Source organism: Paraburkholderia sp. SIMBA_027 (genome assembly GCF_046535315.1).
In the GTDB taxonomy this organism is placed as follows: domain Bacteria; phylum Pseudomonadota; class Gammaproteobacteria; order Burkholderiales; family Burkholderiaceae; genus Paraburkholderia; species Paraburkholderia tropica.
In genome coordinates, this window is sequence record NZ_JAWRWY010000002.1 from 514,638 (window position 1) to 541,312 (window position 26,675).

Annotated in this window: 23 protein-coding genes; 12 read left to right on the forward strand and 11 right to left on the reverse strand. The window is 63.6% G+C overall.

The genetic code is table 11. The features are described 5' to 3' along the window. Positions 1 to 44: 44 nt before the first annotated feature. Positions 45 to 956: a ketopantoate reductase family protein gene (locus tag SB764_RS05225; RefSeq protein WP_065065409.1), complete on the forward strand. Its 912-nt coding sequence runs from the start codon at positions 45 to 47 to the stop codon at positions 954 to 956. 31 nt (positions 957 to 987) lie between these two features. On the opposite strand, the gene SB764_RS05230 is transcribed toward SB764_RS05225, so the two are convergent. The 6 genes from SB764_RS05230 to SB764_RS05255 all read right to left on the reverse strand — a co-directional run bounded on the left by SB764_RS05230 (position 988) and on the right by SB764_RS05255 (position 8,649). Next, positions 988 to 2,211, reverse strand: coding sequence for an L-dopachrome tautomerase-related protein (locus tag SB764_RS05230; RefSeq protein WP_321892969.1), 1,224 nt, complete (start codon positions 2,209 to 2,211; stop codon positions 988 to 990). Positions 2,212 to 2,342: 131 nt separating this feature from the next. Then, positions 2,343 to 2,807, reverse strand: a complete 465-nt coding sequence (locus SB764_RS05235; RefSeq protein WP_183713705.1) for a PaaI family thioesterase — start codon at positions 2,805 to 2,807, stop codon at positions 2,343 to 2,345. 218 nt (positions 2,808 to 3,025) lie between these two features. Beyond that, positions 3,026 to 4,276 carry a benzoyl-CoA 2,3-epoxidase subunit BoxA gene (gene boxA, locus SB764_RS05240; protein WP_110326822.1) on the reverse strand — a complete coding sequence of 417 codons (1,251 nt, stop codon included), beginning with the start codon at positions 4,274 to 4,276 and terminating at the stop codon, positions 3,026 to 3,028. Positions 4,277 to 4,305: 29 nt separating this feature from the next. Then, a complete protein-coding gene (gene boxB / locus SB764_RS05245; RefSeq protein ID WP_410862839.1) occupies positions 4,306 to 5,733 on the reverse strand; it encodes a benzoyl-CoA 2,3-epoxidase subunit BoxB in 1,428 nt (475 codons plus the stop codon). A 73-nt stretch (positions 5,734 to 5,806) separates the two neighbouring features. After that, positions 5,807 to 7,501, reverse strand: a complete 1,695-nt coding sequence (gene boxC, locus SB764_RS05250; RefSeq protein WP_410862841.1) for a 2,3-epoxybenzoyl-CoA dihydrolase — start codon at positions 7,499 to 7,501, stop codon at positions 5,807 to 5,809. A gap of 170 nt (positions 7,502 to 7,671) precedes the next feature. Further along, positions 7,672 to 8,649, reverse strand: coding sequence for a helix-turn-helix transcriptional regulator (locus tag SB764_RS05255; protein ID WP_065065415.1), 978 nt, complete (start codon positions 8,647 to 8,649; stop codon positions 7,672 to 7,674). A 339-nt stretch (positions 8,650 to 8,988) separates the two neighbouring features. Between SB764_RS05255 and SB764_RS05260 the strand changes: the two genes are divergently transcribed. The 4 genes from SB764_RS05260 (at position 8,989) to SB764_RS05275 (ending at position 14,156) form a co-directional block, all read left to right on the forward strand. Further along, positions 8,989 to 10,617, forward strand: a complete 1,629-nt coding sequence (locus tag SB764_RS05260; RefSeq protein WP_410862843.1) for a benzoate-CoA ligase family protein — start codon at positions 8,989 to 8,991, stop codon at positions 10,615 to 10,617. Positions 10,618 to 10,621: 4 nt separating this feature from the next. Then, the gene (locus tag SB764_RS05265) at positions 10,622 to 11,464 is read left to right on the forward strand and encodes an alpha/beta fold hydrolase (protein ID WP_110326814.1); all 843 of its coding nucleotides are present in this window, start codon (positions 10,622 to 10,624) and stop codon (positions 11,462 to 11,464) included. A 308-nt stretch (positions 11,465 to 11,772) separates the two neighbouring features. Next, a complete protein-coding gene (locus tag SB764_RS05270; RefSeq protein ID WP_410862845.1) occupies positions 11,773 to 13,134 on the forward strand; it encodes a sensor histidine kinase in 1,362 nt (453 codons plus the stop codon). Then, positions 13,131 to 14,156, forward strand: coding sequence for a response regulator (locus SB764_RS05275; protein ID WP_065065418.1), 1,026 nt, complete (start codon positions 13,131 to 13,133; stop codon positions 14,154 to 14,156). The genes SB764_RS05270 and SB764_RS05275 overlap by 4 nt, the downstream gene beginning before the upstream one ends. Positions 14,157 to 14,208: 52 nt before the next feature. Here the strand turns inward: SB764_RS05275 and cqsA are convergent, their stop codons facing one another. Together cqsA and SB764_RS05285 are read right to left on the reverse strand one after the other, a co-directional pair. Next, positions 14,209 to 15,516: an alpha-hydroxyketone-type quorum-sensing autoinducer synthase gene (gene cqsA, locus SB764_RS05280; RefSeq protein ID WP_110326812.1), complete on the reverse strand. Its 1,308-nt coding sequence runs from the start codon at positions 15,514 to 15,516 to the stop codon at positions 14,209 to 14,211. Positions 15,517 to 16,357: 841 nt separating this feature from the next. Continuing rightward, positions 16,358 to 17,602: a GGDEF domain-containing protein gene (locus SB764_RS05285; protein ID WP_110326810.1), complete on the reverse strand. Its 1,245-nt coding sequence runs from the start codon at positions 17,600 to 17,602 to the stop codon at positions 16,358 to 16,360. Between the two features lie 220 nt (positions 17,603 to 17,822). On the opposite strand from SB764_RS05285, the gene SB764_RS05290 reads away from it, so the two are divergent. The 3 genes from SB764_RS05290 (at position 17,823) to SB764_RS05300 (ending at position 18,946) form a co-directional block, all read left to right on the forward strand. Then, entirely contained in the window at positions 17,823 to 18,077 is a 255-nt protein-coding gene (locus SB764_RS05290; protein ID WP_183039101.1) for a DUF2795 domain-containing protein, read from the forward strand. 201 nt (positions 18,078 to 18,278) lie between these two features. Continuing rightward, positions 18,279 to 18,629, forward strand: coding sequence for a response regulator (locus SB764_RS05295; RefSeq protein ID WP_065065422.1), 351 nt, complete (start codon positions 18,279 to 18,281; stop codon positions 18,627 to 18,629). 74 nt (positions 18,630 to 18,703) lie between these two features. Beyond that, a complete protein-coding gene (locus tag SB764_RS05300; protein ID WP_234774711.1) occupies positions 18,704 to 18,946 on the forward strand; it encodes a hypothetical protein in 243 nt (80 codons plus the stop codon). A 95-nt stretch (positions 18,947 to 19,041) separates the two neighbouring features. Here SB764_RS05300 and SB764_RS05305 read toward each other — a convergent pair whose 3' ends face one another. Further along, positions 19,042 to 19,347, reverse strand: a complete 306-nt coding sequence (locus SB764_RS05305) for a hypothetical protein (protein WP_110326806.1) — start codon at positions 19,345 to 19,347, stop codon at positions 19,042 to 19,044. Positions 19,348 to 19,532: 185 nt separating this feature from the next. Here SB764_RS05305 and SB764_RS05310 point away from each other — a divergent pair, with 185 nt between their 5' ends. The 3 genes from SB764_RS05310 to SB764_RS05320 are packed head-to-tail and all read left to right on the forward strand — an operon-like array spanning position 19,533 to position 22,933. Beyond that, a complete protein-coding gene (locus SB764_RS05310; protein ID WP_321868281.1) occupies positions 19,533 to 21,692 on the forward strand; it encodes a phosphocholine-specific phospholipase C in 2,160 nt (719 codons plus the stop codon). Positions 21,693 to 21,749: 57 nt separating this feature from the next. Next, the gene (locus tag SB764_RS05315; protein ID WP_065065425.1) at positions 21,750 to 22,352 is read left to right on the forward strand and encodes a TetR/AcrR family transcriptional regulator; all 603 of its coding nucleotides are present in this window, start codon (positions 21,750 to 21,752) and stop codon (positions 22,350 to 22,352) included. A gap of 59 nt (positions 22,353 to 22,411) precedes the next feature. Then, positions 22,412 to 22,933 (forward strand): RrF2 family transcriptional regulator, encoded by a 522-nt coding sequence (locus tag SB764_RS05320; RefSeq protein ID WP_065065426.1) that lies wholly within the window; start codon positions 22,412 to 22,414, stop codon positions 22,931 to 22,933. Positions 22,934 to 23,034: 101 nt separating this feature from the next. Here the strand turns inward: SB764_RS05320 and SB764_RS05325 are convergent, their stop codons facing one another. Both SB764_RS05325 and SB764_RS05330 read right to left on the reverse strand, forming a co-directional pair. Continuing rightward, the gene (locus tag SB764_RS05325; RefSeq protein WP_124260494.1) at positions 23,035 to 24,240 is read right to left on the reverse strand and encodes an NAD(P)/FAD-dependent oxidoreductase; all 1,206 of its coding nucleotides are present in this window, start codon (positions 24,238 to 24,240) and stop codon (positions 23,035 to 23,037) included. Positions 24,241 to 24,455: 215 nt separating this feature from the next. Continuing rightward, positions 24,456 to 25,673, reverse strand: a complete 1,218-nt coding sequence (locus SB764_RS05330) for a YbfB/YjiJ family MFS transporter (protein WP_321865790.1) — start codon at positions 25,671 to 25,673, stop codon at positions 24,456 to 24,458. A 159-nt stretch (positions 25,674 to 25,832) separates the two neighbouring features. Between SB764_RS05330 and SB764_RS05335 the strand changes: the two genes are divergently transcribed. Next, positions 25,833 to 26,627 carry an SDR family NAD(P)-dependent oxidoreductase gene (locus tag SB764_RS05335; protein WP_410862850.1) on the forward strand — a complete coding sequence of 265 codons (795 nt, stop codon included), beginning with the start codon at positions 25,833 to 25,835 and terminating at the stop codon, positions 26,625 to 26,627. Positions 26,628 to 26,675 lie beyond the last annotated feature (48 nt).

A 26,675-nucleotide genomic window follows, 5' to 3' on the forward strand; every position in this document is an offset into this window, starting at 1 on the left:
AAATCATCAGCATACCGAAGCATTTGAATGAAGGAGCCAGGAAGATGAAAGTCGCCATCATGGGTGCGGGCGCGGTCGGCTGCTATTACGGCGGCATGCTTGCGCGCGCGGGACACGACGTCGTGCTGATCGGCCGCGAGCAGCACGTCGAGGTGATCGAACGCGAAGGTTTGCGTCTGGAAACGCAGACCTTCGACGAGCGCATCGGCGCGCCGCATCTGCGCGCCAGCACGCGCCCCGATGCGGTGGCGGGCGCGCAACTCGTACTGTTCTGCGTGAAGTCGCCCGATACGGAAAGCGCGGGCGAGTCGATCAAACCGCATCTCGGCGCGGACACGCTGGTGCTCACGCTGCAGAACGGCGTCGATAACGCCGAGCGTTTGCGCACGGTGATCGCGCAGGACGTTGCCGCCGCCGTGGTGTACGTGGCGACGGAAATGGCCGGCCCCGGCCACGTGCGCCATCATGGTCGCGGCGAACTCGTGATCGAGCCTTCGCGCAGCAGCGAAGCCATCGCGCAAACGCTGATCGCCGCCGACGTCCCCACCGAAATCTCGGCGAACGTACGCGGCGCGCTCTGGGCGAAGCTGATTCTGAATTGCGCGTACAACGCGCTCTCGGCGATCACGCAATTGCCGTATGGACGCCTCGTGGAAGGCACGGGCGTGCGCGACGCGATGCACGACGTCGTCGAAGAATGCAAGGCCGTGGCGCATGCCGATGGCGTGACGCTGCCGCCCGATGTGGAAGCCGCGGTGCGCCGCATCGCCGAAACCATGCCGGGCCAGTTCTCCTCCACCGCGCAGGATCTTGCGCGCGGCAAGCGCAGCGAGATCGATCATCTGAACGGTCTGATCGTGCGGCGCGGCACGGCGCTCGGCGTGGCCACGCCCGCGAACCGCCTGCTTCACACGCTCGTCAAACTTATCGAGGACAAGGCGCACGGCGCGCTTTGAGTGTCCCGCTCACGTCCTCTGCGCGGCCGCATCAGCCTGCGAACAAGCCAGGCGGCTGCGGCGGCAGCTTCACGCGAAAAATCGCGAAGCGCCCTTTGCGCGGATAGCCATTCGAAAAGTTCAATTCGTGCAGATGTGAATCCGCGAAATACAGATAATCGTTCTGAAGTGCGAATCCATCGGCCCATGACACCTTGCCGGGTTCATCGACGAGCGTGCGTTGAGTAAAGGCCGGCTTGCCGTTGCGCGCGACGAGCGTGAGCGCCACCACCGTGCGCTTTTCGAGGTCGCCGCCATAAAGCGTGCCGTCCGCGCCCATTAGCAGACCACCGGTGAGCGCGTAATCGCCGAGATACTGCACGCGCTTCGCGAGCGCTTGCGGCGAGAGCGATTCGTCGATGAGCGCTTCAATCGGCGCGCGCCAATAGTGATGATCGGTGAGCGGGCGGTAATAGAGCCAGTCGCGCTGCGGCGACAGCGCGATGCCGTCGGTTTGCAGCACGAGCACCTGGCCGTCGAGCTTGCGCGCCACGCGATCGCCGAACATCAGATGCTGCTGCGGATCGGACACGCTGGACCGGTCGCCCGCGAGCACGAGGCGGGCGCGTCCGTCGCTCAATCGCGCAACCACCACGCCGCCGCGATTGCCCGCGTTGCTGATGAACGCGTAGCCATGCTGCAGATCGATGCGCACGTCGTTGATCGAATCGGCGGGCGTGATGGCCGACTCGAACGTATACGTGCGCACAGGCGTGGCCTTGCCGATATCGAACTGCACGAGTTTGGGCGGTTGCAGGCGCTGATCGACCGAGGGCAGCGACGAATCGAGCACCCACAGGCGATCGCGCTCATCCACCCAGAGCGCCTGCGCGGAAATCCACTGACGCTCACCCGAGCGATTCGGCTGGTACGTGTTCCAGCGCGTGTCGGGAAACGGCAGCAGACTGCCGCTGCGCAGATCGACTTCGACAACACTGAAACGCGAGCGATGCACCGAGGACGGCGCAGTCGCAAAGACGCGCCCCGCTTTCGACACACCAATACCGACGAGACGAAAATCGTCACCGAAGGTCGCGACTGTTTCGAGTTTCGCACCAGTGGGCGCGGGCTGTTTTGCATCCGCCGGATTCGCAGCGCTTGCTGCGTGCGCCGCATTGGCGGACAGCAAAGCGGGGAAAGCCGCGCTATAAACCGCGGCGCCCAGCCCGGCGACAAAGCGTCTGCGCGAGCGCAGGAAGGAATGCACGGCGTCCATGCTGTCTCCTCGCGGTTGGGAAACCGTGCGCCTGCACGGCCCTCGCTGATCATGTGGCAGCCGCGAGGCCGTGTTGGTTCCCTTGAAATCCGCAGTGAGCGAATGCCGTGCCCGTCTTTATCCGCGTGACATCAGTCCTTCGGCGTTTCACGTTCGAAAACAAGCAGCGTCGAGGTCGCCGATGCGTAGAGCTTGCCGGCCGCATCGGTAATCGACGCCTCCGCGAAGGCCGCGCGGCGGCCGATGCTCAGCACGCGCCCTTCCGCGCGCACCGGGCCTGTGTTTGCGGTCATGGGGCGGTGGTACGCCACCTTGAGTTCGAGCGTGGTATAGCCCTGATTCGGCGCGAGGCGCGAATGCGCCGCGCAACCGCAAGCGGAATCGAGCAGCGTGGCCGCGTAGCCGCCGTGCACCGTGCCGATGGGGTTGTACGCGTGCAGTCCCGGCACGCCTTCGAACACCACGCGGCCTTCGTCGACTTCGACAAGCTTGAAGCCGAGCGTTTCGCCGATGGGCGCGCTGCGCCCGCTTGCGAGCATGCGCTGGAGTTGTTCGAGGCCGCTCAGGTCGGCGGGCAATTCAGCAACGAGGTTCATGGCAGTCCGGTCTCCGTCGGGTTGCGCGAGCTTATGCGTGCGTATGCACAGATGCGCCCAAAAAAGTGGACGGCGCGCGCCTGACGTATTGCATTCATTGCGCAATGCGATGCGCGCGCCGCCGTCCCGACATCCTACCGCGTTGCGAACGATCGTGCACAAATCGTTTTCGACCTGAACCGATGCTCCATTCCAGGCGGCAACCGCCCTCCAATCCGTCAATACGTTTCGAGGTGCAGCCGCCCTTCCCGCTTGAGCCGCTCCCACAAACGCTCCCAACCGATGCCATGCGCCTCCGCGATCTCGGCGAGCGCCTGCAACACGCCGTCTTCCATGCCCTTGAGTCCGCAGACATACACATGCGTATTGCCGTCCGCGAGCAGCGGCGCGACGTCGGTCGCCCGTTCGCGCATGGCGTCCTGCACATAGCGTCTCGGTTGGCCAGGCGTGCGCGAAAAAGCCAGATTCGTATCGATGAAATCCTTCGGCAAATTCATCAGCGGGCCGAAGTAAGGCAATTCCGCCTGGGTGCGTGCGCCGAAGAACAGCATCAGTTTTCCGGTCGCGCCCTTGAGCCGGCCGCGGCGGCGATACTCCGTCATCGCGCGCATCGGCGCAGAACCGGTGCCGGTACAAATCATCAGCAAATGCGAGTTAGGATGATTCGGCATCAGGAAGGTATTGCCGAATGGCCCGATGACGCTCACCACCTCGCCCTTTTTCAAATCGCAGAGATAATTCGAGCACACGCCGCGCGCGGCATTTCCAGCGTGATCGTGCGTCACGCGCTTCACGGTGAGCGAGACGTTGTTGTAGCCGGGCCGCTCGCCGTCGCGCGGACTTGCGATCGAATACTGGCGCGCGTGATGCGCGCGGCCATCGGCGTTCGTGCCGGGCGGGAGAATGCCGATCGACTGGCCTTCGAGCACCGGAAACGGCAGCGCGCCGAAATCGAGCACGATGTGATGAATATCGCCCGGCGTGGAGTCGTCGGTGAGACGATAGTTGCCGACCACGGTCGCGGTCGTCGGCGCCTTGTGCGTGTAGAGATTTACATAAGGACGCGCCGCCGACCACGGCGGCACGGTCGAACCGCGCACGAAATCCGAACTGGCAGGCAGCGCCGCGGATGCTTCATCCACAAGGTCTCGTGCCGCATGGTCCGGCGACGCCGACGCGGGCGCGCTGACCGTGGGATTCTGCGCAGGCAATTCGTCCCACGAATATTGCTCGTCGACGGTATACGCGTTCGCCTTGAACACGTTGCGCCAATTATCGATTGCGCCCGTCGGGCACGGCGGCACGCACGCCATGCAGCCGTTACAGACCTCGGCCTTCACCACGTAATTCGTACCGTCGTGCGTAATCGCATCGATCGGACAGGTTTCTTCGCAGGTATTGCAGCGAATGCAGATCTCGGGATCGATCAGATGCTGCCTGACGATGTCCACGGGAACCGGTCCGTTCATGATTGTCTCCCTGCCTGCCACGCCATCTTTCAGTTGAAGCGCACGTACTCGAAATCGACGGGCTGTCGATTGATGCCCATTGCAGGCGGCGCGATCCAGTTAGCGAATTTGCCGGGCTCCACCACGCGGCCCATCAACGAAGCCACATACGCGCGATCCTCCGCCGTGGGCAGCCAGTTCGCCTCGTTCGCGGCCCATTGCGCCTCGTCGATCACGCGGCCGTCGGGCGCCACGCGCAAGCCAGCGAATGTGCCGATCTGCCGATTGAACGCTTTGTGCGGCACGCTCAGGCGAAAGCCGATACCCGCCTTTTCCAGCACCTTGTTCCAGCGATTCACGCCCGCCACCGAGTCCTTGATGTAATCGTCGCGCAGCACTTCATTCATGGCGTTGAGCATCGGCACCTCGCGCTCGACGAGCTTTCCCTCCTGAACGTCGAGCAGACGATAATGCTGGCCTTCGAGACGGTGATCGTCGTCGCGCTTCGTTTCCTCGTAGCGGCCCTTGAGACCGGAGCTGTAGAACGTCGCGGCATTCGACGAATGATCGGCGCCGAACAGGTCGATCGTCACCGAATAATGGAAGTTCAGATACCGCTGGATCGTATCGAGGTCGATCACACCCGCCGCTCGCAGACGCGCCGCGTCGTCGGTGCCCAGTTCGTTGATTGCCTGCGCCGTGCGCTGCACCACACGCGACACGCCCGATTCGCCGACGAACATGTGATGCGCTTCTTCGGTCAGCATGAATTTCGTGGTGCGCGCGAGCGGATCGAATCCCGATTCCGCGAGTGCGGAAAGCTGGAATTTGCCGTCGCGGTCAGTGAAATACGTGAACATGAAAAACGCCAGCCAGTCGGGCGTTCGCTCATTGAATGCGCCCAGAATGCGCGGATTGTCCTCGTCGCCCGAACGGCGCTCCAGCAATGCTTCGGCTTCCTCACGACCATCGCGACCAAAGTAGCGATGCAGCAGATACACCATTGCCCACAGATGCCGTCCTTCCTCCACGTTCACCTGAAACAGGTTCCGCAGGTCGTACATCGACGGCGCGGTCAGGCCCAGATGACGCTGCTGCTCGACCGAAGCCGGCTCCGTATCGCCCTGCGTGACGATAATGCGGCGCAGGTTCGCGCGATGCTCGCCCGGCACCTCCTGCCACGCGGGCTCGCCCTTGTGCGCGCCGAAATGAATCTTGCGATCCGCTTCGCCCGGCGTGAGAAAAATACCCCAGCGATAATCGGGCATTTTCACGTGATCGAAATGCGCCCAACCACCCGCATCCACACTCACGGCCGTACGCAGATACACGTCGAAACCGTGCGAGCCGTCCGGCCCCATGTCGCCCCACCACGAAAGAAAATTCGGCTGCCATTGTTCGAGCGCGCGCTGAAGCGTACGGTCGTCGGCGAGATTGACATTGTTCGGAATCTTTTCGCTGTAGTTAATGGTGGACATATCGGTTCCTTGCGGCGATCTGTTTCGAATCGGGCGTGAATACAAGACGAATCACGCGCATGTCAAAAACGAATCAAACGCGCGACGCATCGAACTGCGCCTTGCTGCCCTTGCCGTACACCTTGAGCGCGCCCTTTTCACCCACCGCATTCGGGCGATTGAAGATCCAGTTCTGCCATGCGGAGAGGCGGCCAAAGATGCGTGTTTCCATCGTCTCCGGTCCGTTGAAGCGCAGATTGGCTTCGAGTCCCGTGAGCGCATCGGGCGACATCGCCGCGCGTTCTTCCAGTGCGATACGAATTTCGTCGGCCCAGTCGATATCGTCCGGCGCGGCGGTCACAATCCCGAGCCGCTCGGCGTCCGCGGGATTGACCGGTTGGCCGATCTTTTCGCGCACCGCATCGAGCGATTCCGCTTCGCCGTAGAAACGCCGCGCGAGCCGCGACTCATGCGTAATCATCGGATAGAGTCCGAAATTTGCTTCGGATACCGTAATAACTGGCTCTTCGTCTTCGTTCGACGGCAGCGCCGACATATAGGTCCGGTCGGCGGCAAAAGCGAATTCCGCGAAGGTGCCCGCGAAACACGATCCCGGTTCGATCAGCGCGAACAGCGAACGCGACGACACGTCGAGGCGCGCCAGCGTTCTGCGCAACATGCCGATGGTTTCGCGCACGAACCAATGATCGCGATGGGCCAGCAGCGCGGCGTCGGCGGCCAGCACGGCGCGCGCATCGCCTTCGGTCTTGAGCAGCCACGTGCCGACGTCGAGTTCGTTGCTACGCATCGACAGGATTGCGTCGTCCAGCTCGCGCGCGAATTGAAGCGGCCACCAGGCCGCACCCGCCGCCACGATCGCATCGATGCCTTCGGGCAGCGGTTCGACCGGCGCTTTCGTCGTAAAAGTGGCCGTGCGTTTCGCGCGATCGATCGTCACGTCGAGACAGGCATAACTCAAGCCGTTCTCGTGCTCGACGCGCGCCACACGCGTCAGCGCGACGCCCTCGGCATCCACGGGACGATCACTCGTTGCGGCCAGTTCGAGCGCGCGCGCCTGCACGGCCTGGCGAAACTGGTTCGGCTTCACGACATCGTCGACGAGACGCCACGCTTTCGCACGCTCGCCGCGAATGCCTTCCACCACCGTGCAGAAGATATCCGCGCGATCATGGCGCACCTTGCGCTTGTCGGTGAGACGCGTGAGGCCGCCCGTGCCGGGCAGCACGCCCAGCAGCGGCACCTCGGGCAGCGCGACCGTCGACGAGCGATCATCCACGAGCAGGATCTCGTCGCAGGCGAGCGCGAGTTCATAACCACCGCCCGCACACGCGCCATTCACCGCCGCAATGAATTTAAGGCCCGAATGGCGCGACGCATCTTCCATGCCGTTGCGCGTTTCGTTCGTGAACTTGCAGAAGTTGACCTTCCACGCATGCGATGAAAGGCCGAGCATGAAGATATTCGCGCCCGAGCAGAACACGCGCTCTTTCAGGCTTGTGAGCACCACCGTGCGCACTTCGGGATGCTCGAAACGGATGCGCTGGAGCGCGTCGTGCAATTCGATATCGACGCCCAGATCATAGGAATTGAGTTTGAGCTTGTAGCCGTCGCGAATGCCACCGTCTTCGGCAATATCAAGGCCGAGTGTGGCAATCGCGCCGTCGAATGTGAGCGTCCAGTGTCGATACTGCGAGGGGTCGGTCCGGTAATCGACTCGCGCGGGGAGCGCGGCGTCTTGCGGGGCGAGGACGGTTTCGGCGGCAGCCATGGGCGTCTCCTGGGGTGTTTGCCTCATCGTTTCAATGAACGATAGTGCAACACCCCACCCAAGTAAAGCACTTTACTGCATATTAAGACGCCACGATGGGTAAACCATGAACTACAATGCAGGATGAATACGCAGCTCGTGCGCGCCGCGCGACAGAGCCACTCAATCCTTCAATCGACGCGCACCGGCAACTCCGCACCCAACCGCGCCGCCAGCCGGTCGCGCAGTTGCAGATAGGCATCGGCCAGCGTGCGTTCGCTGGTGTCGAAGCTCATATCCGCGCGTCCATATAACTCGGCGCGGCCCGCGAGAATACGCTTGAGATCGTCCATCGCCTCGTTGTTGCCCGCGTGGCCCGACATCGGACGCAGGTCGCCTTGCGCCACCACGCGACGCATGTGGTCCTCGGGCGCGGCCTGCAGCCAGACCGTGAAGCAATGCGCGAGCAACGCGTTGAAAGTCGCGGGCTCGGAAACGAGGCCGCCGGGCGAAGCGATCACCGCGCGCGGATGCTCCGCGATCACCGCCTCGAGCGCGCGCTGCTCGTAACGTCGGTACGCACTCGCGCCATAGAGCGAATGGATTTCCGACGGCGGGCAGCCCGCCATCTGCTCGATCACGCGCGTGAGTTCGACGAACGGCACCTTGCGCTCCTGCGCGAGCATGCGGCCGAGCGTGGATTTGCCCGCGCCGCGCAGGCCAATCAGCGCGATACGTTCATTGCGATGCGGGTCGGCGGGCGCCTGCGCAAACATCTCCGCGAGCGCGACGCGCGCGCGATGCAGCGCGGCCGGGTCGCGTCCTTGCAGCAGTTCGCGAATCAAAAGCCATTCCGCCGACGACGTGGTGACGTCGCCGGTCACTTCGGCGAGCGAGCAATTGAGCGTGAGCGCGATCTGGCGCAGCACCAGCACGGAGGCGTTGCCCACGCCCGACTCCAGATTCGCGAGGTGACGCTCGGACAAGCCGGTTTCCGCCGCCAGCGCCTTGCGCGTCATGCCACGGCGCGCGCGCAGCATGCGCACGCGCTCGCCCATCGCCGTGAGAAACGGATCGCGTTCCGCCCGTTCGCCGCGCGCGCCCTCCTGCGTCTCGGCAACCTCGGCGGCCTCGTCCGCCTGCGGTTCGGCAACGTATGTTTGCTTCATCTTCAGAACCTCTCAGCGCGATTTTATGTACTATAGTGCTTGACACAGACTTTGCTACCGGCTAATTTTCCGCCAAATGGCTCCGCGGCGATAGTCTGGTGGCTCGGACAGATCGTCCCGGGCGAGCGTCAGCGCGATTTCATGCAAAATTATGCACATCGAGTTGACCGACCGAGCAACGTGCGGAACGATGCGAGCGGCAGCATCGAAACGGCCGACACACGAAAAATCCGCACGGAAGCCAAAGCAATAGTTAGCAATCCACACCAATATAACGACCGATAGCACCACCGGCCAGCGGCGACGCGCAATCGAGCCGGACAGAGCGGAGACAGCATCGTGGACACTCAGGCAGCGTCATTCGAAAGCGCCGCGTCACCGGCACGGGCAACCGCATCGATCGCTCCCCCGCCCACGCAATTCAATTTCGCCGCGCATCTCTTCGCATTGAATGCCTCGCGCGCCAATAAAACCGCTTATATCGACGACGACGCCACGCTCGCTTACGGTGAACTCGAAACACGCGCGCGCCGCTTCGCTGGCGCGTTGCGCACGCTGGGCGCGCATGCCGAGCAACGCATCCTGCTCGTGATGCTCGACACCGTGGAATTGCCCGTGGCCTTTCTCGGCGCACTGCTTGCGGGCGTGGTGCCCGTGATCGTCAACACGCTGCTCACTGCCGCCGACTACGCCTATATGCTCACGCATAGCCGCGCGCGTGTCGTGATCGCATCGGGTGCGGTGCTGCCCGCCGTGACGGCCGCACTCGAACAGGCGGGCTGCACGGATTGCACGCTGATCGTTTCGCATCCGCTCACGGATCAGCACGTCGATCATGCACTGAACGCGCTCATCGACGCCTCGCCACCGCTCACTCGCATCGCACCCACCCACGCCGACGATATCGCTTTCTGGCTCTATTCGTCGGGCTCGACCGGCAAACCGAAAGGCACCGTCCATACGCACGCGAATCTTTACTGGACCGTTGAAACCTACGCAAAGCCGATACTCGGCATCCGCGAAACCGATATTGTATTTTCAGCAGCCAAACTCTTTTTCGCGTATGGACTCGGCAATGGCCTTTCATTTCCGCTTTCGGTCGGCGCGACCACCGTGTTGATGGCCGAGCGCCCGACCGCCGACGCGGTCTTCGCACGTCTCGTGCAGCATCGCCCCACGGTCTTTTACGGCGTGCCCACGCTCTACGCCAGCATGATGGCCTCGCCCGGTTTGCCCGCACGCGCGGAGGTCGCGCTGCGTATCTGCACGTCGGCCGGCGAAGCGTTGCCACGCGAAATCGGCGAGCGTTTTCACCAGCATTTCGGCAGCGATATTCTCGACGGACTCGGCTCCACGGAAATGCTGCATATCTTTCTGTCGAATCGTCCCGGCGAAGTCGAATACGGCACCACGGGCCGCCCTGTACCCGGCTACGACATCGAGTTGCGCGACGAAACCGGCCAGCTCGTCGCCGATGGCGAAATCGGCGACCTTTATATTCGCGGCCCGAGCGCCGCGCTGATGTACTGGAACAATCGCGAGAAAACCCGCGCGACCTTTCTCGGCGACTGGGTCCGCAGCGGCGACAAATACCGGCGCCTGCCGGGCGGCTGCTACGTCTACGCGGGCCGCAGCGACGACATGCTCAAGGTCAGCGGTCAATACGTTTCGCCGATCGAAGTGGAAATGGTACTCGTGCAGCACGAAGCGGTGCTCGAAGCGGCGGTGATCGGCGTCGAACAGAACGGGCTCGTGAAAACCTGCGCCTTCGTCGTACTCAAACGCGGGCGGCGCGCGCAATGCGCCGAAACCGAAGCCATGACCGCGACGCTCAAGGCCTTCGTGAAAACACGTCTGGCGCCCCATAAAACGCCGCGCGATATTCTCTTCGTCGACGATTTGCCGAAGACCGCGACCGGCAAAATCCAGCGCTTCCGTCTGCGCGAACATTTTCACGCTCCGCCTTGAACTCATGAACAGCAGCGAATTCGCCGTCTTGCCCGCCAGCGCCAACCTTGCCGCCCGACGCGGCACGCTGACCATCGAATATCGCCGGGTCGGCGTGCGCGATCCGCATGCGCCGCTCGCCGTGTTTCTGCACGAAGGACTCGGCTCGATCGCGATGTGGAAAGACTGGCCACACGAACTCTGCGAACGTCTCGGTCTGCGCGGGCTGCTGTATTCGCGACCCGGTTATGGCCGCTCCACGCCGCGCGCGCCCGCAGAAAAATGGCCCGTCGATTTCATGTCGGAGCAGGCGCGGGACGTGTTGCCCGCACTGCTCGACACGCTCGGCGTGAGCGAAGCCGAACGCGCGCGAATGTGGCTCATCGGGCACAGCGACGGCGCCTCGATCGCGCTGCTCTACGCGGCGTTTTATCCGCATGCGCTCGCAGGCGCGGTCGTGATCGCTCCGCATGTCTTCGTGGAAACGATTTCGGTCACGAGCATCGCCGAAACGAAACGTGCCTACGAAGCGACCGATTCACAATCGACTCTGCGTGCGAAGCTCGCGCGCTATCACGACGATGTGGATTCGGCGTTCTACGGCTGGAATGACATCTGGCTCGATCCGACATTTCGCGCGTGGAATATCGTCGAGATCATTGCACCCATCACCGTGCCATTGCTCGCCATACAGGCGCGCGACGATCAGTACGGCACGCTCGCACAAATCGAAGCGATCGGCGAGGCCGTAGCGCACGCCGAGGTGCTAACGCTCGACTCGGGCGGCCATTCTCCTCATCGCGATGCCCGCGCCACGCTCGACGACGCCATCGAGCGCTTCGTGCGTATCCACATGGGCGCTGAATAACACGCTGAATAACAGCTGAACAACGCGCTCAATCTCATCGCACGGCTGCGGCCGGCTATTCATGCACCACGGCGCTGCAAAACGATGCGCCCGGCATCGAATGCTTACACCGCGCAAAGCCATCCGTTCAACGGCAACTGTTCGGACCCCGCACAGCTCGAACGGCGCATCGCAATGATGGTATCGTTTGCTCTGGCCGCGAGCGCCGCCTGACCGCCACGGGGACGCGCGGCACGGCGCGCGGCGCTGCAACACGCCGCAACGTGTGCACACGCACAGCCGCGCAGCCGGCGGTCCGGTACCCAACGATGAGCGACTCCATCCTGATGAACGTATCGAGAATCTCGCTGCGCGCGCGGCGCGAATGGGCTGCGCTGAGGGCGTTCATGGCGCACGCCTTCGCACCCGCGCTGCGCAACATGCAATACGTGAAGCGGCGCATGCGGCCGTTCGCCGTGGTCGCCACCCTCGGCTTCCCGCTTTATTACTATGTCTGGAAAGTCCTGTTTCCGCAGCCGTATGAAAATCTCACGCTGCGTCTGATTGGTTCCGCACTGTTCGCGCCATTTCTGTTTCCGGATCGCTGGCCCACCGCGATAAAGAAATACCTGCCGTGGTACTGGTATTTCTGCACCCTCTACGGATTGCCGTTCTTCTTCACTTTCATGCTGTTCAAGAACAACGGTAATGAAGTGTGGGTGGAAAGCGCGTTGATCGCCGCCTTCGTCATGGTGCTGCTGCTCGACTGGCTGATGCTCGTGCTGCAGTTTCTCGTCGGCATCGGGCTGGCGCTGCTCGCCTATACGCTCACGAGCGACAGCTTCTCGCTGAGCGGCATTTACCTCACCCATCTGGCGATTTTCTCGTTCGCCGTGGCGATCGGCGCGATTGCCAATTACGATCAGGACCGCATCCAGATCGAACAGGAGCGCGCCATGCTGGCCACGGCAGGCAGCGTCGCGCACGAGTTGCGCACGCCGCTCGTCGCCATTCGCGTGGGCGCGGCCGGCCTCATGCGCTATTTGCCCGCACTGCTCGACACCTATCTGCTGGCCCAGCGCAACAGTCTGCCGGTGCCCAAAATACGCGTCGCGCATCTACATTCGATGCAAGGCGTGGTCGGCCGCATCGAGCAGGAAGCGCTGCATTCGAACGCCATCATCGACATGCTGCTGGCCACCGCGCGCTTTACCGGCGGACCGATGCAAAACGCAAGTCCGTGTTCGATCGCGCATTGCGTGGAAACGGCATTGGCGCGCTATCCGTTTCGCGAAGGCGACCGCGCGCGCGTGCATTGCAATCTGCGGCCCGATTTCGAATTCACCGGATCGGAAATGCTCACCGTGCACGTGCTGTTCAATCTGATCAAGAACGCCTTCCGCCATATGGGCAGTATCGAAGGCGCGCATATTTCTATTCGTCTTGAATCAGGAAAACGTGCCAACCGCTTGATTTTCAGCGATACCGGAACGGGTATTTCATCCGAAGCCTTGCCGCACATCTTTACCCGCTTTTATACTTCAAGCACCATCACCGATGACGTATCGCTCGGCGCGGGAATCGGCCTGGCATTTTGCCGCGATGTCATGCAAGCGATGGGGGGAGCGATTACCTGCTCTTCAGTCAAAGGCCAATATACCGAGTTCGTTTTGACATTCCCAACGCCATGACGAAAGCCATTCAGCCATTTTCCTGGCCAACCACGGTCGCCTTCGTCGACGACAGTGCGGCATTCCTTTCGAATCTGAGCCTGCAACTCGACCCGGAGCTGGCGTTCCGGATGTTCAGCTCGCCCGGCGAGGGCCTGAAGTATCTCAACGCGCGCGCGGCGCAGGATCATCCCGTCTCGCCCATCTTCAGCCCCTATCTCGACCGCACCGAGGAAAACGATGCGCATCAGGTAATCGCCATGCGCGTGGACGCCATTCGCAGCCTCGTGAACCGGCCGGCGCGTTTCGAATCCATTTCGGTCGTGGTGGTGGATTACGATATGCCTGAACTCAACGGTATTGAATTCTGCCGCCGCCTCACGAATCCCGCGATCAAGAAAATCATGCTCACGGGCAAGGCCGACGAACACGTGGCGGTGAAAAGTTTCAACGAAGGGCTGATTGACCGCTTTATTCGCAAGCATGAAGCCGATGCAGTAGAAACTCTGAATCAGGCAATTCACGACATGCAGCTCGCGCATTTCGATAAAACCAGCGGCAGCGTGCTCGATGCGCTCGCGGTGTCGGAATATGCGTTTCTCAAGGACGGCGCGCTCGCCACGCATGTGCAAGGCATTTTTCATTCGCTCGGCATTGTCGAGCATTATCTTTCGTGGCAGCCGCACGGCCTCCTGATGTTCGACGCGGAAGGCACGGCCTATCTGCTCATCATCCATACCGAGGAATCGCTGCGCGGCGTGCGCGAGATCGCCGTCGAACAAAGCGCGCCCGCCAATTTCCTCGCCGAACTCGACAGCCACGGCAGCGTGCCCTACTTCTGGCGCACCGAAGGCTACTATCCGGCGCAATGCGCGGACTGGCGGCTCTACATGCATCCCGCATCGGTATTCGAAGGCGAGCGCCGCTACGTCTATTCCATCGTCAAGCAGCCGCCCGGGCTCACGCTCGACGGCATCGCGCCGTACGACGGCTATCTACAGCGCCTCGACCGCGAAATCCAGGCGGCGTGGGGCACGCACTGAACGCCCCACGCCGGTTTTAAGGCGGTAGATCCCTAACGCGCCTGCGGCTGCATCACGCCGCTTCCGGCAACTCGATCAGCGCGGGAGCCTGACGCGTGCGCGAACGGCCTTCGCCACGCTCCAGCAGACGCCGCGTCGACGGCCAGTTCCACATCTGCACTTCGTCGCGTATCGCCTTGCACGCCTCCACGAGCCGTTCGAGATCCGCATCGCTCATGGCCGCGTTGATCGACAGGCGAATCAGCGAGCGATTCTGCGCCGTGGCGGGCGCGCAAAACACCGAGCCGAAAATACCGCGCGCCTCCAGCGCATCGCGCAGCACGATGGTCTGCGTTTCCGGCCCCGCTTCGAGCGCGACGATCTGCGTTTCGCTGCCGTTGAGGTTGTAGCCGAAGCCGGCCAGACTCGACCGCACGTAAGCCGCATTCGACGCGAGACGCGTGCGGCGCCAGTCGTCGCGCTCGATGACGTCGAGCGTGGCGGCAAGACCGGCGGTTTCGTGCGGCAGCAGCGTCGAGCTGAAAATGGCCGGCAGCGCCTCGAACTTGAAATACTCCTGAAAGCGCCGCGAGCAACTGATGATGCCGGCGCGCCCCGCAAACGCTTTCGCCAGACTCGCGGTGCGAAAATGCACGCGATCGCCGAGACCCAGTTCCGCCACGAGGCCCGCGCCATGCGGCCCGTGCGTGCCGAGCGAATGCGACTCGTCGACCACGAACACGCAATCGTGCGCGGCGCATACGTCGGCGAAAGCCTGCAACGGACAGACACTGCCGTTCGTGCTGTACACGGAATCGACCATCACAATCCCCGGCCCGTAACGGCGAATGCGCTGCTCCAGATGCTCGGCGTCGTTATGCATGAAGCTGATCGGCTTCGCGCCCGCGCTGCGAATGCCTTCCCACAGCGACATATGCGCCATCATGTCGACGTACACCGGCGTCTGCGCATTGGCGATCGACTGGATCAGCCCCGTATTCGCCGCGAAGCCGGACTGACACAGCACGCTCGCTTCCGTACCCATATAGCGCGCGAAACGGTCTTCGAGCAGCAATTGCGGGCACGCGTCGCCGTGCAGAAAAATGCCCGACATCAGCAGACCGTTACCGTCCGAACGGATGCTCGTGCACATCGCGTCGAGAATCTCCGGATGGCGCGCGATCGACAGATAGTCGTTGCTCGACAGATGCAGCGCCTGCGCGTCCGGCTCGCGGCCCATCATGATGTGACCGCCCGCCCACGTCTGCTGCACGCGCGCCTCGTAATAGCGGTCGACGCGCGCCGCGAGAAACGCGGGCAGGCCCGCGTCGTTGTTGTGTGCGTCACGCCAGTTGTTATTCGTGTTATTCACTGCTTTCATCTCAGGCTCCTTGGTGGTGGATGGCCGCCCCCCGCGAACGACTTCTCGGTCGAGATCGACTGCGATAGCTGGCCGGTGATACACCCGAGCCTGGACACCACGCGCACAACGGCATGGCGAGACATCCAGGCAACAGGCTGGTAATGAATGGCGAATAAGAAGGCTGGCGCGCGCGTGGCGACGAGGGCGCGCGGCGGGCGCAAACGTGTGCGCACGGACAGCGCGTGGCGGCTGCGCCTCATGCACGCAAAACGGACACGAGCAGCCGCGGGCAGGCACGGGCAACGTGCACGCGGCGCGCTGCGATGGTGCGCTGATCTCCCCGTGGCGCGACCTCCCGTCGACGCGCCACGCATCCCCCCGGACGCGCGCAAACGGCTGCGAATTGAAAGGCGGATGCGGGCGCGTTACGCCTTGAACGAGCGTCCCGACACCCGCGCGACGGACGCTACGCGCGACCGCCACGGGTTCATTGAAAAGACGCTCGCCCGATGAATGGGGTGCCGTTCCGCACGGCGCGCGCACGATGGCGCACCGCAAGCTGGAACAAACGTTGCGAGGAACGTTTATCGCACCTTCGATAATTATCCTTTAAAAACAGCGGTGTGATGCATTTCACGGGCTTCGATGCGCTTTGCATTCCGAAATGGTTTTGCCATCGTCGAAACGTCATCTCGACAGCAGGTAATTCATGCAGGCGGCATGAATTACCTGCTGTCGGCAGATAAAAAACTGCAACAATCGAATGGGGGAAAGAAAAAGAAAAACGCAGTGACGAAATAATTCGTCATTCGGGACGCAGGCATGGGCGATACGGCAAAAAATAATCTTGCCGATGCCGTTATGAAATTTTCGTGTCGTCGGCGGCGGAAATGGCGTCGCGCGGCACGGCGGCGCGTGCGCTCACGACCTGATTGCGTCCGCGCATTTTCGCTTCGTAGAGCGCCGCGTCGGCGCGCGCCATCAGCGAAGTCAAGGTGTCGCCGTCATCAAGCGCGTCCACGCCCGCGCTGAACGTCAAACCGTCGTGCACCGGTTGCACGGCGTCGACACCGGGCATGTTGTGAACCGGCGCGGCATGATCCGCCGTGCGGCGGACCGAAAGCGCGGCCACGCGCAGCGCGTCGACGCGCGCGGCGGCGTGTTCACGCACCGTCGCCGGAAACAGCAGCGCGAATTCCTCGCCGCCGAGCCGTCCGAATAAATCGGTTTCGCGCACACCCGCCGCCATCACGCGCCCGAAATGCGCCAGCACGCGGTCGCCCGCCGCGTGACCATACAGATCGTTGACGGCCTTGAAGTGATCGATGTCGATGATCGCGAGCGCGAGCGGCACGCGGGCCGCGCGCGCGGCGCCGAGCAAGGCGTCGGCTTGCGTCACGAAGGCGCGGCGCGTGAGCGCGCCGGTCAGTTCGTCGCGATTGGCGAGCCGTTCGAGCCGCTCCGCCATGCGGTCGTGCGCGAGCAGCACCATGCCGATCGACAACGCGGGCAACACCAGAATGCCGAGCGCCAGATACGCGACGTTGAACGGCGTGGAATCGAGCAGCGTGGTCTGATGCACGAATCCGCAGCCGTAGATGATGCCGCGCATGCCATGCGCCAGCGCGCCCAACCATGCCGACCACGTAACAAAGCGATAGCTGTAGCGCGGCCGTCCCGACGGCCGGCCGTGCAGCGCGAGCCAGCCGATCGCGCCATAAATCGACGCATGAAACACCGATATGAGCGCAATGCGCGCGCCGAGATCCGGTTCCACCCAGTACCACCACGCAATGCCCGCCGCCACGGCCGCACATCCCGCCCACGCGAGCGGCACGCGCGGCGCAAGGCCGAAAAACTCGCGGCAGCCTTCGAGCGCGCGCGTGACGGCAATCGCGAGCAGCGTGTTCGATACGAGCACCGTGAGGAACGGCATGCCCATGCGCTGCATGCCCGCGAGCACGATCGCGATGCTCGCCATCACATACGCGCCGATCCAGCGGCTCACGCCCGGAATGCCCGCGGGCCGCAGCGAACCGAGAATCGCGAGACTCATAATGCTCGAAAGCACCGTGACGAGAAGAATATTGACCGGATTGAGCATGGACTGCGCGCGGCCGCTACTGGCGTGTTGATCGATAAAGGGACACGTCAGTTTAGGGCACGAATTGCATAAAGCTTGCATGGTTTTTAGTCGCCGCCGTCAATATTCACCGCGGACAAGCTTTTATTCGGCATGACCCGCCGCAATTCGATGCGCCTGCACGGATCGACGGGAACGCCGTCTGCTGGAATAAGCGCAAATGAACTTGAGGGAGACTGCCATGCCCGCATCGATTCCGGACGTCGCTCGCGAGGCGCTGATCTTGCGCGTCGAGCGCGCGCTCGACGCCGTGACCTTTCCCGCCCATCCCGGCACGCTGCTCGACTGCGCCGAACACTCGGGCGCGCGCGCTGACGTAATCGACGCATTGCGCGCGTTGCCGGACGAAGCCTTCGGCAGCTTTTCGGAGGTGTCGGCATCGATCGTCGCCTCGCATGACCGGCAGGCCCGTCCGCGCGCGCTGAGCGCCGGTTGAGCGCGGAGAAAGCCTATGCGCGGACAGACCACGACACCTTCGAGCCAACCGGGAACGAATCTTGCTGGCCCCGCCGGGCGTGCCGGACAGTCTCCGGCAACGGGCCGCCCGGAGCAGGGGCGCAGCCACGGCAACAACAAGGGCGTGCGCGATGTGAGAACCGCCGACGCGGTCGCAGCGCGCAGCACAGGTAAACGACGTATGGCAACCGTATTACTCGTCGACGACGACAGCAACGCACTGGATGCGCTCAAGGAGCTGGTCGGGCAGGAAGGCTATCGGGTCAGAACCGCGGCCGACGGCTCGGACGCGCTCAAGAGCGCGCTCGCCGACCCACCCGACGTGGTGATTTCCGACTGCATGATGCCCCGCATGGACGGGCTCGAGTTGATGCGCGCGATGCGCCGCAACCACAAGCTCGCGGCCGTGCCACTCGTGCTCGTCTCCGCGCTCGTCACGCCGCCCGCCGACGCCGATGTGGTCGGCTTCCTGCGCAAGCCCTTCGCGGTATCCCAGTTGCTCGATATCCTGCGCCGCGTGGCCTCGCCTTGAGCCCTCGCCTTGACCCTCGTTATTTCGCCATCCTGATCGATTTCAGATGAGATGCGGGGCACGCGCATTGCGCCATGACGAAGCATGACGACGCCACTCAGGAGGCCATCATGACCGACTACGCAGGACGCTCGCAGGACGACCGGGTCGCGCAACGCAAGCAGCACAAGCAGCCTTCCCAGGAGCCGCCCGGCGGCGATATGGCCGTTCACGGCACCCAACCGGATGCCACGCACAGTAGCGGCGAACTTTCCGAGCAAGGCAAGGAAGTCTGGCGCAAGGGCGCGGGGCTCGACGGCGGCGGCAAGTCCGGCTGATTACATAACGCTGACGATTGTGAAGACGACGCGTGCCGCGCATTGCCGCACGCGTCGTCTTCGCTTTCCCTCCCGTCCGGTTCTTTTACGCGCATTCAGCCGCGCCTGGGTTTCGCATTGCGGTTCGCCTGCGCGTCGTTTTGCGTGCGCGACTGATACGCATCGCCGCCCCTCCGGTCCGTATCCTCCAGACCGCGTTCGAGGTCGCGATGCCCCTGCACGCCCACGGAACGCGGCTCATGCGGATGGCGGCTGCCCACCGGCTCGCCTCCTTCGTGACGCGGATGCTTCACGCTCTGCGCCTCCTCCTGCGATTCAGGCGTCGCGGGCTGCGATGCCTCGCGCGCCCGTTCCTCAGTACGCTTGCGATGATCCTCAGTACGCTTGCGATGATCGTTCATGGCACACCTCCAGTCATGGCGCGCTTCGTGTCCTTCATGTCCTTCGTGTCGATGGCGCGTCTGCCCGATTAGCAGCAGCTTGCATGCCGCGTCGGCCGTCCGGTGGCTTAAACTTGCGATGTCGGCGGCTAAACCAGGCGCGACACGTCCCGCACACGCCCATCACGATCACCACACGCCGCACCATGACCTCGAAGGACCGCCGTCACTTTCTGCGCAGCGCCGCGGCCGGCGCCGCACTGAGCCTGTTTCCGCCCGCGATCCGGCGCGCGCTCGCCATCCCCGCGCACAACGCTACCGGCACGATTCGCGACGTCGAGCACGTCGTGATCTTCATGCAGGAAAACCGCTCGTTCGATCACTACCTCGGCACGCTGCCTGGCGTACGCGGCTTTGGCGACCGCATCACGATTCCGCAGCCGCAGGACGCGAGCGTCTGGCAGCAGAGCGACGGGGAACGCACGCTGCTGCCGTTCTACCTCGACAGGAACAAGGGCAACGCGCTGCTCGCGGGCGGCGCGCACGAATGGCTCGACGCGCACGCCGCGTGGGACGCGGGCCGCATGACGCACTGGCCGCGCGCGAAGGGCAACGTGTCAATGGGCTATCTGCAGGCCGCCGACCTGCCGTTTCATTTCGCGCTCGCGAATGCCTTCACGATCTGCGACGCCTACCATTGCTCGCTGCACGGCGGCACCAATTCGAATCGACTCTTCCTGTGGACCGGCACGAACGGCCCCGGCGGCGCGCCTTATGCGGTGGTCAACAACAATGACTGGGACTGGCTCGATAAATCCGCGAAGGGCCTGTCCTGGACCACCTACCCCGAGCGTCTGCAACAGGCCGGCGTGAGCTGGAAGGTCTACGAAAACAAGCCCGACAACTACAACGACAATCCGCTCGCGGGATTCGCGGCGTACCGCAAGGTGCACGAGTCGATCGAAGGCTCGCCGAACCGGCCGTGGACGCCGGAGATCGAAGCGCAATCGCCGCTCTACAAAGGCATCGGCAACACGATGCCCGACGGCGGCTTCCTGCAGGCGCTCAAGGACGACGTCAAGGCGAACCGGCTGCCGCAAGTCAGCTGGATCGTCTCGCCGCAAGCCTATTGCGAGCATCCGGCGATCTCCACGCCGGGCCAGGGCGCGTGGTACATCCAGCAGATCCTCGACGCGCTCACCGCGAATCCCGAGGTCTGGAGCAAGACCGTGCTGTTCGTGAACTACGACGAGAACGACTGTTTCTTCGATCACATGCCGCCGCCCGCCGTGCCCTCGCCGCTCGAAGGCGGCGGCTATGCGGGCAAGTCGACGGTCAGCACCGAGCACGACTATTTCACCGTGCCGAATCCGCCCGGCGACAAACAGCCGCTGCCGCCCGACGGCCAGCCCTACGGCCCCGGCCCGCGCGTGCCGATGTTCGTGATCTCGCCGTGGAGCACGGGCGGCTACGTCAATTCGCAGGTGTTCGATCACACGTCGGTGCTGCGTTTCATCGAGCAGCGCTTCGGCGTGCAGGAGCCGAACATCAGCGCATGGCGGCGCGCCGTTTGCGGCGACCTGACCTCCGCCTTCAATTTCCGTACGCCCAACGAGCAACCCGCCACGACGTTTCCCGCGCCCACGCGCGCCGCCGCCGATGCGCTCAACGCCCAGCAAAGCGCGCTCAAAACCGTGCGCGCGCCCGCCGAAAGCGAACAGACGATGCCGCATCAGGCGCGCGTCGTCCGCCCGTCGCGCGCGCTGCCGTATCGGCTGCATACGCATGCGAGCGTCGATGCGAAACATCGCGAAGTGCATCTCGTCTTCAGCAACGAAGGCAGCGCGGGCGCGGTCTTTCACGTCTACGACAAGCGTCATCTCGACCGCGCGCCGCGACGCTATACCGTCGAAGCGGGCAAGCATCTCGCCGATACCTGGACGCCCGTTTCCACCGACGCGGGCGCCTACGACCTCTGGGTGCTCGGCCCCAACGGCTTTCATCGCAGCTTCGCGGGCAACGTCGATCGCACGCAACACGATGCGAGCGTGGAAATTCAGGTGAGCTATGACGTGGCGACGAACGGCGGCGGAACGGGCATCGGCATCGCGATCGTCAACGCAGGCCGCGAGCCCGCCACCTGCAACGTGATCTCGAACGCCTATCGGCACGACGGACCGTGGGTTTTCACCGTCGCGCCCGGCGCGCGCGTCGCGCAGAACTGGCCGCTCGACGCGTCGGGCGGCTGGTACGACTTCACGCTGAGCGCCGCGAATGGCGCGGAGGCCACCGTGCGCCGTTTCGCGGGCCGCGTGGAAACCGGTCGGGACAGCATCAGCGATCCGGAAATGGGCACGCCAAGCTGAGCCCCCGTTTCATATCGATTGATCTAAAATGATGGCTTCCCCGCCACGGAGCCATCGATGGGCCGCCCTCGCGAATTCGACGAAACCGACGTGCTGAACGCCGCGTGCGACGCCTTCTGGTCGCGCGGCTACGAAGCCACTTCCACGCGCGATCTCGTCAAGGCCACCGGACTCACGCAGCCGAGCCTCTATAACGCGTTCGGCGACAAGCGCGCCCTGTTTTTACGCGTGCTCGATCACTATTTGCAGCAGTCGCTGCGCGAGCGCATCGCACGCCACGAAGCCGCGGGCACGCCGGGCACCGCCATTGCCGGTTTTTTCGCGGAAACCGTGCAGCGCTCGCTCGACGATCCGGGCAAACGCGGCTGCCTGATGGTCAATTCCGTCCTCGAAGCCACGCCCGACGACGAAGAACTGCGCGACGCGCTCGCCGCCGAAATTGTGCAGATCCGCGATTTCTTCCTGCGCTGCGTGCAAGCCGGTCAGGCCAGCGGCGAAATCGCGCAGACAGTCGGCGCGCAAGAGGCCGCACAACATCTGCTGGCCGTCTTGCTGGGCCTGCGCGTGATCGCGCGAATTCGACCGGAGCGCGACTGGCTCGTGAATGCCGTCGCGCCCGCGCTCACGCTGCTGGGTTTATTGCCTGGCAAGACTGCCTGACGCGCCCCACTCGCCTGTGTTAATCTTGTAACTCCGATTCAGTCAGTCGCGGTATCGTCATGTCTTTTATCAGCACCGGTGTCGAATACGGTTTGCATTGCCTGCTCTATCTCGCCAACCCTTCGGGCGTGCGCGAGGCGAGCGTGCGCGATCTCGCCGAGATGCAGGGCGTCTCGGTCGATTACGCGGCCAAACTGTTCACGCGTCTGTCGAAGGCGGGCATCGTCTCCGCCACGGAAGGTGTGCGCGGCGGCTTCGCGCTGGCGCGTGCGCCGGAACACATCACGGTGCAAGACGTGGTCGACGCCATCGACGGCGACAAGCGTCTGTTCGACTGCCGCGAAATACGCTCGCAATGCGCGCTGTTCGAGGGCGAAGCGCCCGCCTGGGCCACGCGCGGAACGTGCTCGATCCACGCCGTCATGCAGGCCGCCGAGCGCAGCATGCGCGCGGAACTCGAAAAGCACACGCTAGCCGATCTCGCTTCCCGCGCGCATTCCAAGGCGCCCGCGAGCCACGCGCATCACGTCGTCGAGTGGTTCACCGACCGCGCCGCCAATCGCCGCAGCGATCGGGCTTAAATACATACCTCACTCGCGCGTTAATTTTCGCGTTGGCGGAAATCATGAAAAAGGCCCTTTTTCAAGGGCCTTTTTCGTTTCCTATATTCAGCGCAGCAGGCTCAGGCCACCACGATCCGGCGCGGATCGGCGGACGCAAACACCTCTTCACGCTCCGCACGCGGCGGATAGATCCATTCCGTGTTGATGCGATGCTTGAGCGCCTTCGCTTCCTGGCCGCTCATCTTCACTTCGCGCTCCCAGCCTTCCGTATAGACCGCGCCCCACGGGCCGAGATCGAGACAGGTCACGTATTTCGGCTGGCTGTACGGCAGCGCGTCGAGACCGAGCAGATCGGCGGCGGCATTATGCCCCGCCGAGCGGCCGAGATTCATCGCGTGCTGACACGACATGAGCGTGCGGTTGCCTTCGTCGTCGGTGGCCGCGCTCGCGACGTCTCCCGTTGCATACACGCCCGGCACGCCCTCGACCGCGAGATGGCGATCCACATACAGGCGGCCCGCCGCGTCGCGACGCGCGGGAATCTGCTCGGTCAATGCGCTCGCGCGGACGCCCGCCGTCCAGATCACCGTATTCGACGCGATGCGCTCGCCATCGGCCAGGGTCACGCCCTGTGCGTCGACCGCGCTCACGCCTTGCCCCAGTTTCCACTGCACACCGAGTTCGCTCAGCGCCTGCTCGATCACCGGACGCGGACCCGGGCCGAGATCCGGACCGATCGCCTCGTTGCGCTCCACGACCACCACGCGCACGTTGGCCTGCTCGCCTAACGCGGCGCGCAAACGCGCCGGCATTTCCGCGGCCGTTTCGATACCGGTAAAGCCGCCGCCCGCTACTACGACCGTGTTGCGCGCGGGCGTGTCGGGCTGCTGCGCCAGGTTGCGGATATGCGCTTCGAGCACCGCCGCCTCGTCGATCTGATCGACGCTGAACGCGTGCTCCGCAAGGCCCGCGATGGCCGGGCGGAACAGCTTGCTGCCCGTGGCGAGCACGAGCCGGTCATAGGACATCGTGAAGGCGCGCTGATTCGCGTCGGCGCCATGCACGGCATGAGCCGCGAGATCGATGCGCGCCACACTGCCCTGCACGAACTTCACGCCCGCTTCGCGGAAGATGTCCGTGAGCGGCGCCTTCATGTTTTCCGGTCCTTCTTCATACAGACGCGGACGCACGTGCAGATGCGGCTCCGGCGCGATCAGCGCGACTTCGACATCCGTGCGACCCGCTTCGTCGATCAAACGCGCCGCGCTCAGTGCGCTCCACATGCCGGCGAAACCGGCCCCGATAATCAAAATACGCTTGGACATGCTGCTGCTCCTGTGGATCGTTGCACCGTCGCAACGTGTAACTCGGATTCTATGAGTCGTAGTTTAACCCGACAATGCACGTTAACGAAACACACTGTTGTCCGGGCTGAGCGAAAACAAGTCCACGCACATTCCTCCGATCAATCACACGTAAAAACGCCCGCATGCTTCAAAGCATGCGGGCGCATGGAATCGACGGCGCAGTTATTCGCGCATCATCGTCTGGATAAACGATGGGTCGCCAGATCCGCCATAAAAGCGAGTGCCAGCGCCACCGCGCCGCACGCGAATATCAGTGCGTAGTTTTCGTGCGTGTGCGAAAAGAGGAAGGAATATCCGTAGCCGCCCAGCGCCTGAAAGAGTGCGAACGCCGTCGTGGCGCGGCTCCATGCGGCTCGTTGCTCGAGATGATCGTGCGGCACCAGTTCGTGAATGCGGCCGAGCGCGAGCGGCACCACGCCCGGCGTCAACGCACCGAGGATCAGCGTGGCTACAAAAATCGCCGCTGTGTGATTCGACATGGCGAGCAACGCGACAGCAAACGTCTGAATCGCCAACGCGAAACGCCACGCGAGTTTGAAGCCGATGCGATCGGCGAGTTGTCCGCAAACAATCGGCCCCGCGATGGCCGCCATGCCATACAGCACCCAGATATGCGCGCCCGTCGACGCACCGCGCCCGAGCCCGCGCGCCACATAATCGACGAGCAGCACCATGGCCGGCACGAGGCCGAGCGCATTGGCCGCGTACTGTGCGTACAGCACGCGCAACGCTGCTTGCGCCGGCAACGCGGCACGATGCGCCGGCGCGGACGCGGCAGCAACCGGCGCGTCGGTGCGCGGCCAGCCGAACCAGCTGATCGCCGTGAGCAGCAACGCGAGCACACCCAGCCCGAACCACGCCGCGCGCAAACCATAGTGCAGCAACGAAGGAATGAGCGTGCCCGAGGCGGCGATACCCAAACCGAGCCCGAGAAAGATCATCCCGCTCACGAAGCCGCGGCGCGCGGGCGGCACGTGCGGAAGAATCGACGTGGCCACCAGCACCATGATCGCGCCGCCCGCCACGCCGGACGCGAGTCGCCACGCAAAAAACCACGCCACGGACAGCGGGAACGCGCACGCGAAAAACGCGATCGTGGCGGTCGCCATGAGCACGCGCAGCGCGTGCCGGTTTGTGAGCGCGTGCGCGATGGGCCGCCCGAGCAACGCGCCCAGCAAATACCCGGCGAAGTTGGCCGCGCCGAGCGTGACGGCCTGCGAAGCCGTGAACCAGTGCGCCTGGATCAATGGCGGAATCAGCGGCGTGTACGCGAAACGCGCGAGACCGATGGCGACGAAACTGCCACACAGGCCCGCAAGCGTTGCGAACAGGGCCGCGGCGTCGAGCCGCTCGGGCGCGCGGACACCGAGCGTGGAGGGCTGGGCTGACATGTTTGCTTTCCTTTCGGACGAATTCGTTTTATATCAATCGATACAGTAACGACGAATTCTATATCGATCGAAATAAAATGCAAGCCCTCAGCGCAGCCGAAAAATCCGCGCAGTACACTGCCCGTTCCGTTCATCCCCCATCGATTGCAAGGAGCCACGATGAAGATCGACCTGTCTGGAAAGCTCGCGCTCGTAACCGGCTCGGCGGCCGGCATCGGCCTCGCCACCGCCAAAGGACTCGCGGAGAGCGGCGCGAGCGTGATCGTGAGCAGCCGCCACGCCGGCAACGTAAGCGAAGCCGAAGCCGCCGTACGCGCCGCGGTGCCGGGCGCGCAGGTGCAGGGTTTCGTCGGCGACCTCTCGAATGCTCAGGGCTGCGAGGCGCTCGTGAAAGCGCATCCGAAAGTCGACATCCTCGTGAACAATCTCGGCGTATTTCAGCAGCAGGACTTCTTCGAGATTCCCGATAGCGAGTGGCTGCGCTTTTTCGAAACCAACGTCATGTCGGGCGTGCGTCTTTCGCGCGCGTATGCGGGCGCGATGGCCAAGCAGGGCTGGGGGCGCATCGTGTTTATTTCGTCGGAATCGGGACTCAATATTCCCGCCGACATGGTTCACTACGGCATGACCAAGACCGCGCAACTCGCCGTTGCGCGTGGGCTCGCCAAACGACTCGCCGGCACCGGCGTGACGGTGAATTCGGTGCTGCCCGGACCGACGCTTTCGGAAGGCGTGGAAGCGATGCTGAAGGACGAAGTGGCGAAAACCGGCAAACTCGTGGAAGAAGTGGCGGCGGCGTTCGTGCAGCAGCATCGCGCTTCGTCGATCATCCGCCGCGCCGCGAGCGTGGAGGAGGTGGCGAACATGGTCGTCTACGCGTGCTCGACGCAGGCTTCCGCCACCACGGGCGCGGCGCTTCGCGTGGATGGCGGCGTGGTCGACACCATCGCGTGAAATTGATTCGAAATCCTGATTAAATCGCGTGGCACGCTCGCTTCGGTC